This is a genomic window from Saccharothrix sp. CB00851 (assembly GCF_001905065.1).
GTDB lineage: Bacteria > Actinomycetota > Actinomycetes > Mycobacteriales > Pseudonocardiaceae > Actinosynnema.
This window is the reverse complement of record NZ_LWLC01000007.1, coordinates 138106-152405: the sequence shown is the minus strand read 5'-3', so window position 1 is coordinate 152405 and position 14300 is coordinate 138106. Positions and strand designations below refer to the sequence as shown.

The 14300-nt window shown below is 71.6% G+C and carries 11 protein-coding genes; 6 read left to right on the top strand and 5 right to left on the bottom strand.

Going from position 1 to position 14300, the window contains the following annotated elements:
- Positions 1 to 32 precede the first annotated feature (32 nt).
- The 6 genes from A6A25_RS09455 to A6A25_RS09430 all read left to right on the top strand — a co-directional run bounded on the left by A6A25_RS09455 (position 33) and on the right by A6A25_RS09430 (position 6889).
- Positions 33 to 428: a YybH family protein gene (locus A6A25_RS09455; RefSeq protein ID WP_073887743.1), complete on the top strand. Its 396-nt coding sequence runs from the start codon at positions 33 to 35 to the stop codon at positions 426 to 428.
- A gap of 25 nt (positions 429 to 453) precedes the next feature.
- The gene (locus tag A6A25_RS09450; RefSeq protein WP_073887742.1) at positions 454 to 1626 is read left to right on the top strand and encodes an acyl-CoA dehydrogenase family protein; all 1173 of its coding nucleotides are present in this window, start codon (positions 454 to 456) and stop codon (positions 1624 to 1626) included.
- Between the two features lie 28 nt (positions 1627 to 1654).
- Positions 1655 to 2062 carry a YybH family protein gene (locus A6A25_RS09445; protein WP_073887741.1) on the top strand — a complete coding sequence of 136 codons (408 nt, stop codon included), beginning with the start codon at positions 1655 to 1657 and terminating at the stop codon, positions 2060 to 2062.
- Between the two features lie 592 nt (positions 2063 to 2654).
- Entirely contained in the window at positions 2655 to 3881 is a 1227-nt protein-coding gene (locus A6A25_RS09440) for a cytochrome P450 family protein (protein WP_073887740.1), read from the top strand.
- Between the two features lie 90 nt (positions 3882 to 3971).
- Positions 3972 to 5582 (top strand): GMC family oxidoreductase, encoded by a 1611-nt coding sequence (locus A6A25_RS09435; RefSeq protein WP_073887739.1) that lies wholly within the window; start codon positions 3972 to 3974, stop codon positions 5580 to 5582.
- The gene (locus tag A6A25_RS09430) at positions 5579 to 6889 is read left to right on the top strand and encodes a flavin monoamine oxidase family protein (protein WP_073887736.1); all 1311 of its coding nucleotides are present in this window, start codon (positions 5579 to 5581) and stop codon (positions 6887 to 6889) included. Before A6A25_RS09435 ends, A6A25_RS09430 begins: the two co-directional genes overlap by 4 nt.
- A 69-nt stretch (positions 6890 to 6958) precedes the next feature.
- On the opposite strand, the gene A6A25_RS09425 is transcribed toward A6A25_RS09430, so the two are convergent.
- From A6A25_RS09425 to A6A25_RS09405, 5 genes are all read right to left on the bottom strand, one after another.
- Positions 6959 to 7696, bottom strand: a complete 738-nt coding sequence (locus A6A25_RS09425) for a PIG-L deacetylase family protein (protein WP_073887733.1) — start codon at positions 7694 to 7696, stop codon at positions 6959 to 6961.
- An 82-nt stretch (positions 7697 to 7778) separates the two neighbouring features.
- Positions 7779 to 8543: an SDR family oxidoreductase gene (locus A6A25_RS09420; RefSeq protein WP_073887730.1), complete on the bottom strand. Its 765-nt coding sequence runs from the start codon at positions 8541 to 8543 to the stop codon at positions 7779 to 7781.
- A 48-nt stretch (positions 8544 to 8591) separates the two neighbouring features.
- Complete coding sequence (locus A6A25_RS09415) at positions 8592 to 9827, bottom strand: cytochrome P450 family protein (protein WP_073887727.1); 1236 nt, start codon at positions 9825 to 9827, stop codon at positions 8592 to 8594.
- 323 nt (positions 9828 to 10150) lie between these two features.
- The gene (locus A6A25_RS09410; protein ID WP_073887724.1) at positions 10151 to 11722 is read right to left on the bottom strand and encodes an aspartate aminotransferase family protein; all 1572 of its coding nucleotides are present in this window, start codon (positions 11720 to 11722) and stop codon (positions 10151 to 10153) included.
- Between the two features lie 238 nt (positions 11723 to 11960).
- Positions 11961 to 14213: a BTAD domain-containing putative transcriptional regulator gene (locus tag A6A25_RS09405; protein ID WP_073887721.1), complete on the bottom strand. Its 2253-nt coding sequence runs from the start codon at positions 14211 to 14213 to the stop codon at positions 11961 to 11963.
- Positions 14214 to 14300: the final 87 nt, after the last annotated feature.

Sequence of the window (14300 nt, the reverse complement as noted above, 5' to 3'; positions counted from 1 at the left end):
TAGTTCAACGCCGGAAAGGGAGAAAACCTGACATGGCTACCACCACGACCGGTTTCGAACCGGTCACCGAGGCGCACGACCACATCGACGTGTACGTCCGCGCGTTCAACTCCGGCGACCCGGACCTGCTGCTCGCGCTCTACGCCGACGACGCGGTGTCGGTGTGGGAGGGCCAGGCGATGACCGGTCAGCCCCGGAGGGACGCGCTGGCCGAGATCCTCGGCGGCGGGCCGAAGATGACCGCCACCATCCGCGAGTCGCACGTCACCGCGGACGCGGCCCTGATGATCGTGGACTGGATGGTCGAGACCCCCCAGCCCGACGGCACCACCGAGACGATGTCCGGCCAGGCCGTCGACGTGCTGCGCCGCGCGGCCGACGGCCGGTGGCGCCACGTGATCGACCACCCCCACGGCGCCGAGCGCTGACCGAGAACGATTCTGGAGAGCACCCGTGACCAACACCTTCACCGACGTCGCGTCCGTGGTGGACGCCGTCAAGGACATCGTCCCCAAGCTGCTGGAGAACGGCCGGGAAGCCGAGGAGCTGCGCTGGCTCCCGGAGGAGAACATCGCCCTGCTGGAGAAGGCAAGCGTGTTCCGCATCGCCACGCCCAAGCGGTACGGCGGGCTCGACCTCCCGATCGAGGACCAGGTCCGGGTGCTCACCGAGGTGGCCCGGGGCTGCGGCTCGACCGGCTGGGTGGCCATGGTGTGGACGTCGAGCACCTGGCTGGCCACCCTGTTCCCCGACCGCGCGCAGGAAGAGGTCTTCGCGAGCGACTCGGTGCGCATCTCCGGCGGGTTCACCCCGAACGGCACGCTCACCCCGGTCGACGGCGGTTACGTCCTGGACGGCAGCTGGCGGTTCAACTCCGGCTGCCGCGGCGCGGACTGGAACATCGCGACCTCGACCGTGCACCACCCGGACGGCACGCAGGAGGAGCTCGTCGCCATCGTGCCGATGTCGGAGTTCACCGTCGCCGACGACTGGCACACCTCCGCCGCGGCCGCCACGGGCAGCTCGACGTCCACCGCGAAGAGCGTGTTCGTCCCGGCGCACCGGGTGATCACCTTCGTGGACGCGATCCTGGGCTCCGCACCGGACCGCACCCCGACCCCGGGCCGCGGCTACGGCCTGTTCAGCTTCGTGCTGGCCTCCGCGGTGGCGACCTACGTCGGCATCGCCAAGGGTGCGCTGGAGCTGTTCCTGGAGCGGGTCAAGGGCCGCGCCATCGCCTACACCAACCACACGGACCAGTCCCAGCACCCGCTCACCCAGATCCAGGTGGCGACCGCGGCGAACAAGATCACCGCCGCGGAGGCGATGCAGGACCGGTGGCTGCGGCTGCTCCAGGAGCGCGCGGACGCGGACGAGCCGATGACCGACGCGGAGAAGGCGGCGATGCGCGGTCAGGCCGCGTTCGCGATCCAGCTCGCCAAGGAGGCCGTCGAGGTGCTCTACACCGCGAGCGGCGCGACGGTCATCCAGCGCGCCGTGCCGCTCCAGCGGTTCCACCGCGACATCCAGGGCCTGGCGCAGCACGGCCTGCTGCTGCTGAGCACCAACCTCGAAGTGCACGGCCGGGTCCTGCTCGGCCTCGACCCGGACAGCCCGTTCCTGTGAGCACGACAGGCGAAAGCGAGAAGCGATCGTGACCGACACCGTTGGCAGTCTCGACCTGGTCCTGACCGACGACCCCGACCAGCAGAACGAGGTCTTCACCGTCGCGTTCAACTCCGGCGACGGCGACCTGTTCGACCGGCTCTACCACGCCGACGCGATCTCCAACCTGTCCGGTCAGCCGCTGACCGGACAGGCTCGGGTGGAGGCGATCAAGCAGATGCTGGCGGCGAAGCCTTCGCTGTCGGCGACGCTGCGCGAGGTCTACACGACCGGGGACACCCGGCTGTTGATCGTGGACTTCGAGTTGGAGGCGCCCGGCGAGGACGGGACGCCGGTCAGGATGACCGGTACGTGTACTGATGTGATGACGCGGGACTCGAACGGCCGGTGGTTCATGGCCGTCGACCGGCCCGTGATCGACGAGCCCGCCGCGTAGTGCCTATGGGTGGTCGGGCGCGGAGAGAGCGCGCCCGGCCGCCCGTGGGGGCTTGAGAACTTGAAAAGCGTTAAAAAGCGTCCTCGCCGGACGCCGGACGGGCAGATCAGCAGGATGACATCCCCCGGTTCCGTTCGAGGTCTGGTTGCGTCGGGAACTGCTGACCCAGCGTGGTCCCGGGGCTCGTGTCATCCCACCGACCTCCCTCCGGGCTACCACACGCGTCAAGGGGGCAGTTCCAGCCCAATCCGCCGGTCATGCCGGAAGGTGCCCCCTTGACGCGTGTGGTAGAGCAAAGCCAGGTCGGCGGGATGACACGAACCCCTACTTCTGCAAAGCGGCCGCACCGCCCCCGGCGCCGTTCGTCCCCGCGCTCGTCGGCGACTCCCGACACTTTTCAGGCTTTCAGTGCCATTCTCACCACACCGGCTGGTAACCGTCGGGTAACCAGCCGGGACGGTTTTCTCGCGAGCGCGGTCGAGAACGTCGGGTTACCGGCGTGTGGTGCCCGTTTCCATAAACTCCGGATCAACGGATCGCGACGACCGGGACAGGTTCGTCGTCAGGCCTCGCACACCCCTGGAGAACAGCAGTGGCACCCTCGACGCCTGCCCCCGGGCTTTTCGACTACCAGTACTACCAGGACCCCTACCCGGCGTTCGAGTGGTTGCGGAACAACGCGCCGATGCACGAGTTCCGATTCCCGGTCGGCGAGGTGCCGATGTGGATCGTGAGCCGGTACGACGACGTCCGGGAGCTGATGGGCGACCCGAGGTTCAGCACCGATGCCACGGCGTGGGCGAGCGATGAGTTCAAGGCTTCCGGCATGGTGCTCGGCGAGGGCACGGTGTTCGAGAAGACGCTCACCGTGCTGGACCCGCCGGACCACACGCGGGTGCGCAAGCTCGCGATGAGCGCGTTCACGCCCCGCAAGATCGCCCAGTGGAAGAGCACGATCGAAGGGGTCGTGGCCGGTGCGCTGGACCGGCTGGCCGCGCAGGAGCAACCGGACCTCATGGACTACGCGGGCCAGGTCGCGGCGGAGGTCATGGGTGCCTTCCTCGGGTTCCGGCTGGACCGCTACGAGGACACCATCTCGGCGATCGAGCGCGCGTTCAACCCCGCCCCGGACAGCCAGGACGACGTGCGGCTGGCGTACGGCGAGATCGAGCAGTACGCCCGTGAGCTGATCGAGGAGAAGCGGCGGGAGCCGGGTGAGGACCTCGCGTCCACGCTCATCACCGCCCGCGACGGCGGCGACCGGCTCAGCGAGGACGAGCTGGCGTCGATGATCGCGCTGATGATCCTGGCGGGCCTGGACACCACCCGCAACCTGGTCGGCTCGGCGAGCCTGGGCCTGCTGGACTTCCCCGACCAGCGCAAGCTGCTGGCCGAGCAGCCGGAGCTGATCGACGCGGCGGTGGAGGAGTTCCTGCGCTACGACGGCGCGTTCACCATCGGCCTGTTCCGCTTCGCCAAGGAGGACCTGGAGTTCGGCGGCGTGCGGCTGCGCGCGGGCACGCCCGTGGTGGCGGCCCTGCAGTCGGCGAACCGGGACGAGCGCAAGTACGTCGACCCGAACCGGCTGGACTTCACCCGCACCGGTCCCCGCCACCTGGGCCTGGGCCACGGCCTGCACAACTGCCTCGGCTCGGCCCTGGCGCGGCTGGAGACCAAGATCGCGCTGCCCGCGCTGTTCACCCGGTTCCCCGAGATGGAGCTGGCCATCCCGCGCGACGAGATCCACTACACCGAGGACTGGATCTCCCGCACGGTCATCACGTTCCCGGTGCGCCTCGGCGCCGATCACGGCAACTGAGCGCCGCGGAATTCCCGACCTGAACGCGCGGCCGGCTGAACGGCACGCGTCGCGTCGACCCGTGCGCACCAACCATGCTGGGGGTGGAAATTGGCTGCTGAGTTCGACTACATCGTCGTCGGTGCCGGTTCGGCGGGGTGCGTGCTCGCCGCCCGCCTGTCCGAGGACGCGGGCGTCCGGGTGGCGCTGGTGGAGGCGGGCGGACCGGACGACGACCCGGACATCCGGGTGCCGCTGCACGCGGCACGCCTGCTCGGCACTTCGATGGACTGGGGCTTCACCACCGTGCCGCAGTCCGGGTTGGCCGGTCGCGAGGTGTACTGGCCGCGCGGCAAGGTGGTCGGCGGATCGTCGTCGGTCAACTTCCAGATGTGGGTTCCGGGCCACCGCGACGACTACGACCCGTGGGTCGCCGCCGCGGGCCCGGAGTGGTCCTGGGACGCGGTGCGACCGTACTTCCGCCGGTCCGAGCGGTGGGCGGGCGACCAGGCCGACGGGCACACCTACGGCACCGATGGTCCACTGTGGATCTCGCCGCCCCGCGACCCGGACCCGAGCACCGCGCGCTTCCTCGACGCGTGCGCGGACCTGGGCCTGAAGGAGGTGCCCGGCGGGATCGGCGGCCCCGACCACACCGGTTCCTCGCTCACGCCCCTCAACCAGTCGAACGGCGCGCGCTGGAGTGCCGCCGACGGCTATCTCAGGCCCGCGCTGGAACGCGGGAACCTGAAGGTCCTCACCGGTGCGCAGGTGCGTCGCGTGCTGCTGCACGACGGCCGCGCCACCGGCGTCGAGTTGGCCGGGCAGACCTTGACCGCGCGGCGCGAGGTGATCCTGTGCGCGGGCGCGGTCGGCTCACCGCACCTGTTGATGCTGTCCGGCATCGGCGACGCCGACCACCTCCGGGCCGCCGGCGTCACGCCGCTGGTGGACCTTTCCGGCGTCGGCCGCAACCTCCAGGACCACGTGGCCGTGGACCTCGTGCGGGACGCGGCGGTACCCGTGCGGCTCGCGACCGCCGACACGCCCGCCCACCGCGAGCGGTACGACCAGCACCGGCTCGGCCCGCTCACCTCGAACATGACCGAGGCCGTGGCGTTCCTGCGCGCCGACGGCGGCTCCGGCCCACCGGACCTGGAGCTGATCTGGGCGCCGGTGGCGTTCACCGAGGAAGGCCCGACAGGTGCCGGGTTCACCGTGGCGGTGGTGCTGCTGCAACCGGACAGCACCGGCCGGATCACCCTCGCCGACGCCGACCCGGCCACGCCGCCGCGCATCGACCCCGGCTACCTCACCGAACCCTCGGACGTGGACCGGTTGCGCGCGGGTCTGCGGTTCGCCGACCGGTTGCTGCGCGGCGAGGCGCTGAGCCCGCTGCTGGCCGACCAGCCCCCGCTGCCCGGGTCCGACGACGAGCTGGGCGAGCTGGTGCGCGCGCGGGCCGAGACCCTGTTCCACCCGGTCGGCACGTGTCGCGCGGGACGTGCCGACGATCCGGACGCCGTGGTGGACCCGCACCTGCGGGTGCGCGGTGTCGCCGGGCTGCGCGTGGTCGACGCGGCGGTGATGCCGCGGCTGCCGCGCGGCCACACCCACGCCACCACCGTGATGATCGCCGAACGCGCCGCGGACCTGATCCGCGCGGACGCCGGAGCACCGGCAGCAGCCGACCACCCGCCAACCACCCGGGAGCCAGCGTGAGCCAGACATCGGATGCACCCACCCACCAGGCCATCGTGATCGGGGCGGGCTTCGCCGGCGTGACCGCCGCGCGCGAGCTGTCCACCGCCGGCCTGCGCCCCCTGCTGCTGGAGGCCGCCGACCGCGTCGGCGGCCGGGCGCGCACCGAGACCTTCGCCGGCAAGAGGATCGAGCTGGGTGCGGCCTGGTTCTCACCGCACCAGCCGCGGGTCCGCCAGGAGCTGGAGCGCTACGGCATCGCGCTCGTGCCGCAGGGCGTGATGCCGGAGCACGCGGTGTTCCCGACCGACGAAGGCGTGGGCCCGATCGACCCGGCGGAGGCGTTCGGGCACTACGGGCAGCTGCTGACGAAGTACTTCGCCGGGTCGCGGGAGCTGTTCCCGGAGCCGGAGGAGCCGCTGCTCGGCGGTGCGCGGCTGCGCGAGGCCGACGCGTTGTCGATGCGCGACCACCTCGACCGGCTCGGGCTGTCGACCCGCGACGAGCGCTGGCTGAGCAACATCACCGGCACCTACTCGGGCGGCGACAGCGCCCGTGGCGCGTACACCGGTCTGGCGCAGTGGTGGGAGCTGCCCGGCGGCACGGTCGACGGGTGGAACACCCTCATCGGCATGAGCCCGGAGACCGGCATGAGCGGTCTGCTGGAGGCCATGGTCGGTGACGCGGACGCGGAGCTGCGCCTGGGCACCCGCGTCACGGCGGTGGACGACGACGGCGGCCTGGTGCGGGTCACCACGAGCGGCGGCGAGGTCTTCTCCGCGCCGGTCGTGGTGGTCGCGGTCCCGACGAGCGCCTGGGAGACCATCCGGTTCGGCAACGGCCTGCCCGACGTCCACGTCTCGGCCGCCGCGAGCAAGCTGTCCGTGCCGGCCAGCGCCAAGTTCTGGCTGCGTGCCGGTGGCGGTGTCGGCGCCATCTCCGCGCACGCCCCGGAGGGCTACCCGATCTCGTCGCTGTTCACCTACTACGAGCTCGACGACGGCGACCAGCTGCTGATCGGCTTCAGCCAGGACGCGTCGTTCGACGTGCGCGACCGGGACCGGCTGGTGGAGGCGGTGCGCCTGTTCGGCGACATCGAGGTCCTCGACGTGCGCGCCCACGACTGGGGCCGTGACGAGTTCACCCGCGGCGGGTGGTCGTTCCGGCGGCCGGGTCAGCTGTTCGAGCACCTGCCCTCGATCCTCCAGCCGCACGGCCGCCTCACCTTCGCCAACGACGGCCTGGTCGAGGGCTGGGTCGGGTTCGTGGAGGGCGCGATCGAGTCCGGTGAGCGCGCCGCGCGCCAGGCGGTCGAGTTCGCCGCGTGAAAGGAACGGCGCCCGACGCGGCCCCCTCGGACGGGACCGCGTCGGGCGCCGGGTTCGGCCACCGTCGGGTCAGCGCCCGTAGAGCTGGAACGTCACGCCGTAGGCGCCGAAGCCCGGCGGGATGTCGCTCATGATCTGGGTCAACGTGCCGCGGGCCTGGGCTGCGGGATCTTCGTCCCGCAGCGCACCCAGGTAGGCGCGGTGTTCGGCCAGCGCCGCGACGGAGAGCTCGAAACCCTTCTCCCCCACCGTGACGACGTGCGTGGGGTGCGGTGATCCGGCGACGGCCACGTGGCGCACGCCGTCCCACGGCTGGAACGCGCCGTCGGCGAGCTGCTCGGGGAAGATCCAGCGGTTGCCCGCGTCACCCACCGCGTCCAACACCGCGCGGCCGACCACGCGGTGGTCCGGGGTGTTCCAGGAGCTGCCGTCCCAGGTGTCGTGGTGGTTGATCGTGACCACCAGTTCGGGGCGGTGGCGGCGGATCTCGCGGGCCAGCTCGCGGCGCAGCGCGACACCGCCCTCGATCACGCCGTCGTGGTGCCCGTCCAGGAAGTCCACTGTGGACACGCCGACCACGGCGGCGCTGGCGCGCTGCTCGGCTTCCCGGACCACCGCCGCCTCGTCCGGCGGCAGGCCGTCGATACCGGCCTCGCCGCGGGTGACCAGGAGGTAGGAGACCTCCCGCCCCGCCGCGGTCCACTCCGCCACGGCACCCGCGACGCCGTACTCCATGTCGTCCGGGTGCGCGATGATCGCCAGCGCGCGCTGCCAGTCGTCCGGGAGCAACTCAAGCCGCTCGGCCAACCTGGCCTCCTCTTCGGTACGCCACTTCGACCGCGGACCGGTGCGGTCCGCGGTCGAAGCAGGGGTTGATCTTCTGTTCTGCTCAGAACTGCGGGTACTGCAACCTCTCGCCGAGACCGCCGTCGACGGGCAGCTTGACGCCGGTGGTGAAGGTGGCGTCGGCGGCCAGGAACAGCGCGGCACGCGCCACCTCCTCCGCGGAACCGTGCCGCTTCATCGGCGTCATCTCGTCACCGACAGCCTGCAGCACGGTCCGCTGCTCCGCCGTCAAACCGGGCACACCCATGCTCGGCGTGTCGATGAACCCGGGGCTCACCGCGTTGACCCGGATGCGGCGGGGCAGCAGTTCGGAGGCGAGGACCTGGGCGAAGGAGAACAGCGCCGCCTTCGTCGCCGAGTACACGCCCATGGTCGGCTGGCCGCCCTCGTCGGCGATCGAGCTGGTGAACACCATCGCGCCGCCGTCCTCCATCAGCGGCAGCAGGCGCTGGACGGTGAAGAACGCGCCCTTGGTGTTGACCGCGAACTGGCGGTCGTAGCTCTCCTCGGTCACCGCGACGATCGGTTCGAGCACCGCCGTGCCGACGTTGACGAACAGGTAGTGGAACCGCCCGAACCGCTCGGCCACCAGCTCGCCGAGCGCGGCGATGTCACCCATGCTGGTGACGTCCGAGCGCACCACCGCGGCCCGCTCGCCCAGCTCGGCGCCCGCCTTGTCCACGTTGGTCTCGTCCCGACCGGTCGCCACCACCGCGGCGCCCTCGTCGAGGAGGGCGGCGGCGATCGCCAGCCCCATCCCGTGCGTGCCGCCGATGACCACGGCCTTCTTGTCCGCGTACCTGCTCATGTGCTTGTGCTCCACAACGTAGGTTGGTTGGCCAACGGGGTCTGGCGGTCAGGACAGGTGGACCGGGAGTTCGCGGTGCCCGTTGGAGATGAAGGACTCCAGCATCGGGATCGACTCCGCCGGGGTCGCGAGCGCCAGGTCGGGGAACCGGTCGAACACGGCGGGGATCGCGATGGACGCCTCCAGCCGGGCCAGCGGCGCGCCGACGCAGTGGTGCACGCCGTGGCCGAACGCGATGTGGTCGCGCCGGGTCGGTCGCCGGGTGTCGTACCGGTCCGCGGTGCCGCCGTGGACCTTCGGGTCGCGCCCCGCCGCGCTGAACGAGATGACGATCGCCTCGCCCTTGCGGATCACCAGGTCGGGCAGCTCGATGTCCTCGACGGCGTACCGCAGCGGCAGGTTCGCGAACGGTGCCTCCAGCCGCAGCGACTCCTCGATCGCGTCCTCCCACGTCACCTCGCCCGCGCGCACCAGCTTGAGCTGGTCGGGGTTGGTGAGCAGGGCGTACACCGTCTGGTCGAGGAGGTTGACGGTGGTCTCGTGGCCCGCGGTGAACATCAGCAGCAGGGTGTCGGCGAGTTCCCGGTCGGTGAGGCCGGGCCCGCCGTCCTCCGCACGTGCGGTGATCAGGCCGGTGGTCAGGTCGTCGCCGGGGTCGGCGCGCCTGACCTCGACGAGGTCGGCCATGAGCCCGTACAGCTCCTGCTCGTTGGCCTTGGCCTCCTCCTCGGTGACCGCGGTCTGGAGCATCGCGGCCACCGCGCGCAGCAGGCGGTCGCGGATGTCGTCGGGCATGCCGAGCAGCTCGGAGATCACCTGCGTGGGCAGCGGGTAGGCGAACTCCTGGCGGAAGTCCACCGGCCGGCCGGGCGGCGTGGCGGCCATCTTGTCCAGCAGCTCGGCGGTGATGCTCTCGATGCGCGGGCGCAGGGCGGCGGTCCGGCGGGCGGTGAACGTCTTGGCCACCATCTTGCGCAGCCGGGTGTGCTCCGCGCCGTACGCGGTGATCATGTTCCGGTCGGCGACCCACATGGCCAGCGGCCAGGTCTTGGCCAGCTCGCTCTCGCCGTTGCCCCACGCGGGCCAGTGGCGGTAGGCGTCGCGGGACACCCGCGGGTCGGTCAGCAGTTGTTTGACCAGGGCGTGGTCGGTCACCCACCAGACCACGACGCCACCGGGCAGCTCGGCCAGTGCGGCTCGGCCGAGGGCGCGCAGGCGCTCGCCGGTGCCGTGCAGGTCACGGCCGGTGGGGTCGATGACCAGGGGACGGTTCGGGTTGCTCATCGCGGCACTCCGTCGATAGGGCCGGGGGTCGGTTGGGCCGGTGTCGGGTTGGCTCGGCCGGGGTCGATCGGCCGGGGAACGCTCGGCCGAAGCCGGCTTCACCGGACCGGTGGCCGGTGTCGGCTGAACCGAGGTCGGCCGGGCCGGTCCGGCTCCGGGCGCGCGTCGGCTCGGCCGGGCCGGTCGGCGCCAGGATCGGGTGGGCTGGTGTGTCGAGTGGGGAGGGTGTCCAGCGGTGGGGAGGGTCCGGCCGGCCCGAGGCCCCGGCTGGGTCAGGCCGGGATGGGTGGCCGGGGTCGGCCGGACCGAGGTCGGGAGGGTGGCTAGGCCTGCGCCAGCCACCGGTCGTCCTGCGCGTGGACCAGGGCGCACAGGTCGCGCAAAGCGGTGTCGAGCTTCTCGATCTCCGCGTCGGTCACGTGGATCGACGGCTCCAGCCGCAGGGTCGTCGTGGCGCTCGCGGTCGGGAAGGTCCGGATCTTGTGCTCGCGCAGCAGGTAGCTCGCGATGCCGAACCCGAGGAAGCCCTCCTCGGCGATGCCCCGGATCGCGGGCGACGACGCGTCCAGCTGGTCCTGGAACTCGACGCCGAGCATCAGCCCGCGCCCGCGCACCTCCTTGATCACGTCCGGGTACTCCTTCCAGAGCCCCGTGAGCACCTCGGTCAGCCGCTCGCCGCGCTCCGCGGCCTTGCGGTACGCCGCACCGTCCTCGGCCTCCAGCAGCTCAAGCACCTTGAGCGCGATGAGGCTGGAGAAGCTGTCCTTGGCGAACGTCGAGCTGTGCAGCAGCTCGAAGTCCTTGCGGTAGCGGCGTTCCCGCACCAGCACCGCGGACGTCTTGGCGATGCCGCCGCCCAGGCTCTTGGCCAGCACGTAGTAGTCGCCGCGCAGCCCGATGTGGGTACTGGCGAAGAACGTCCCGGTGCGGCCCATGCCGCTCTGGATCTCGTCCAGCACGATCGGGCAGTCGAGCTCGGCGCAGACCCGCTCGATCTCCCGGGCGTACTCGGCGTTGACCGGCTTGATGCCCGCCTCGCCGCGGATCGGCTCGACGAAGAAGCCCGCGAAGATCGGGAAGTCCCGCCGCACCACCGACACCACGCCGTCGGCGACCTGGACGTCGAACACCTGGCGGCGCTCCTCGGCGACGACCTCGCGCAGCCGGTCGGGCGCGTCCGACGGCACGAACCGCGCCCGCGGCCCCAGCCGGGTGAACGGCAGCCGCAGGTCGGGGTTGTAGGTCAGGTTCACGCTGGCGACCAGCTTGCCGTGGAACGCGCGCTCCAGCGCGAGGAACACCGGCGGCAGCGCCGCCACCTCGGCGTTGGCCCGCGTGACCTCGGCGACCAGCCCGTCGATGCCCTCCGCCGCGGCCAGGCCGAGCGAGTCGAACGCACCGTCCGCGATGACCGCGCCGTCGGCCACGGCGGCGCGAGCGGCCTCCAGGTTGGCCTCGACCTCGGCGATCAGCTCGGCGGCACGCGCCTGCCGGTCGAACTCGGCGTGCTTGATCACGACCTCGACGCCCTCGGCGCCGCTGTTGGCGAAGAAGCCGAAGTACGGCTCGTCAGTGGCCAGCTCACGGCGCACGATCGCGTTCAGCGCGGTGGCCACCTCGTTGGCGTACGAGTGGCCGAGCATGAGCGTGAAGATCGGGGTCTGGTTGTCCAGGATCTCCTTCGCCCGGGCCACGATCTCGGGGTGGTTGTGCCCGAACATCAGCGAACCGAAGCTGCCGACGAAATCGGTGACCGCCACTTCCCGGTTTTCCGCATCCCGGTAGTAGAGGGTGTTCCCCTCCGCCCGGGTGTAGTGGATCGCCATTCCGAGGCTGGCCATCTTCGCCCGCAGGTTCGCGTCGGCGAATTCCTGCACAGCAGATGAGGAAGCCATTCCACCCGCTCCTTGTCGCTCCGGTCCCCCAGCGCCGCGCGGAATCGCTCGACCGTCGGGATTGCAAATCGGATGCTACCCAGCGGCAAACACCCCGGACCACCGTCGGGGTCTCGCTCCGGTAATGCGTGGGGGATATTTTTTCGGTGGACGTTCGATTACCGCTCGGCGGCCGCCCGGGGGTAATGTGGGCGGCCCACCCGAGACCCGGTGGCACGGGCGGGCCGCCCCACGACCGTCAACCGCCGGTCGACACCGACGACGCCGACGACGCCGACCCGTCGTACCCGAGGGCCGCCTCGTCCTCGCAGGACTCGCCGGACTCGCCGGAGTCACCCGCCGTGCAGCCCGACGCCAGCAGCCACCGCACGTACCTGCGGCGCACCGTCGGCTCCTCCCGGAGCGTGGCGGGCAGCGCGCTGAACAACCCGTCCACGATGTCCCGGAACTGACCGTCCATGTTGGCCAGCAGGGAGTCGAGCAGGTGGTCGATGGTGCCGTCGGACAGCAGGTCCAGCGTGATCGTCACGCCGTGCCGCTCACCGCCGCCCCAGGCCGGGCGCCGCTGCGGCAGCTCCGGTCGTGCGGTGACCAGCACCAGCAGCGGCACCGACCAGGACGGGTCGGCCAGTTCCTCGACGAAGTCCAGCAACGCGTCCTCGCCGAGGTGCAGGTCGTCGATGACCAGCACGAGTGGACGGCGGGTCGCGACCGCCTCCAGCAGCCGCCGCCACGCGGCCCGCGTCCCCGGACCGCACACCGGACCCGATTCCCGGTCGAGCAGCAGGCCGAGCTCCGCGAGCAGCCACTCGCGTTCCTCGCCCGCCATTGCCAGCCGGGAGACGGTCTTCCCCAGTTTCGCCTGCGCGACCGCCGTGCTGTCGTCGCGCCGGATACCGCAGTAGGACGACAGCAGGCTCGCCTGCACCGCGGCCACCGAGTCCCTGGCCAACGGCGGTGTGCGCGCCACCAGGAACCGGACCAGCTCCGGCTGGGCGGTGAACCTCCGCCGGAACTCCGTGATCAGCCGCGTCTTGCCGACGCCCGCTTCGCCCAGCACCGTCACCAGGCGCGGCTCCGCCCGGTGCCGGACCCACTCCAGCAGGCCGTAGAGCGTCTGCAGCTCGCGCTCGCGGGCGACCGGGGCCTCGGCGGGCACCGTCGCCCGGTCCGGCCACTCGCCGGTGACCAGCCAGCCGCGCTCGTCGTTGGCGCGACCGAACGCGATGGCCGACGCGGCGGCGCGGTGGGTCTCGTCGCACACCCGGATGCCACCCGCCGGCGTGTCGAACAGCAGGTACTCGCACTCCTCCAGCAGCCCGCCCGTCACCGTGCGGACGCTGTCGTCCCGGCCGGGCTCGTAGCGCACCACCGCGTTGCCGGTGGCCACCGCGAGCTGGAGGGTGAGCCGCCTGCCGTGACCGGTCGCCGCACCGAGCCGCTCCCGGATGCGCAGCGCGGCCCGCACCGCGCTGGTGGCGTCGTCCTCACGGCGTTCCGGCACACCGAACACGACCAGCGAGAGCGACCCGATCGAGGCGGCCACCTTGCCGTCGAACGCGGCGGCCTCCTCGCGGATGGCCGCGGTGGCGGTCACCAGCGCACGGTCCACTTCGGTCGGTTCCAGGTCGTCGCCGTCCGGGTCGAGCACGGCGCGCACCAGCAGCACGCTGACGTGGCGGCGGTCCGCGGTGACCGACCGCTGGCGGGGCACCACCGGCAGCACCGGTTCCCGCTCGGCGGGCGGCGCCAGGTCCGGGACGCAGCCCAGGTCCACCGTCTCGGCCAGCCGGAGGTCCGCCGGGCGCAGTGCCGCGACGACGGGTCTCGGTGCGGTCGGCGCCGCCAACGCCGGGTCGTGGTTGAGGATCTCGTGCTGCAGCTTCTGCAACGCGCTGCCCGGTTCGAGGCCGAACTGGTCCACCATCACCGCCCTGGCCCTGGCGTAGGCGTGCAGCGCGTCCGCCTGCCTGCCGCTGCGGTACAGCGCCAGCATGAGCTGACCGCACAGCCGTTCCCGCAGCGGTTCCGCCTCGACCAGCGTCTCCAGGTCGCACAGCACGGCCTGGTGCCTGCCGCAGGCGAGCTCGGCCTCGAAGTAGTCCTCCGTGGCGTCCAGGCGCGCGTTCTGCACGGCGGTCAACTCCGGCCAGTTGACGCCGATCTCGACCAGGTCGGCGAGCGCGGGACCACGCCACAGCGCCAACGCCTCGCCCAGCACGGCCGCGGCTTCCTCGGGCGAGCCGGACGCGAGCAGCGAGCGCCCTCTGTCCACTTCCGAGGTGAACCGGTGCAGGTCCACCTGGTCCGGGTCGACCCGCAGCAGGTAGCCCGGCTTCTGCGTGAGCAGGGCCGCCGACCTGTCCGAACCGGACGATTCGTCCAGCACGCCGTGCCGCAGCGCCCACACCGCGTTCTGGAGGATCTTGCGCGCCGACGAGGGCAGGTTCTCCGACCTCCACAGCGCCCGCATCAGCTGGCTGGTGGCCACGACCCTATTCGGTTGGAGTAGTAGGAATCCCAGTGTGGCCCGCTGACGAATGCCTCCGAGAACAATCTGACGATCGCCGTCGACGAC

What these genes read in the sequence shown, in the direction of transcription:
- A6A25_RS09455 (WP_073887743.1), top strand. Translation starts at nt 33, where the DNA reads ATGGCTACCACCACGACCGGTTTCGAACCGGTCACCGAGGCGCACGAC.
- A6A25_RS09420 (WP_073887730.1), bottom strand. Translation starts at nt 8,543, where the DNA reads ATGAGCAGGTACGCGGACAAGAAGGCCGTGGTCATCGGCGGCACGCAC.
- A6A25_RS09415 (WP_073887727.1), bottom strand. Translation starts at nt 9,827, where the DNA reads ATGAGCAACCCGAACCGTCCCCTGGTCATCGACCCCACCGGCCGTGAC.
- A6A25_RS09410 (WP_073887724.1), bottom strand. Translation starts at nt 11,722, where the DNA reads ATGGCTTCCTCATCTGCTGTGCAGGAATTCGCCGACGCGAACCTGCGG.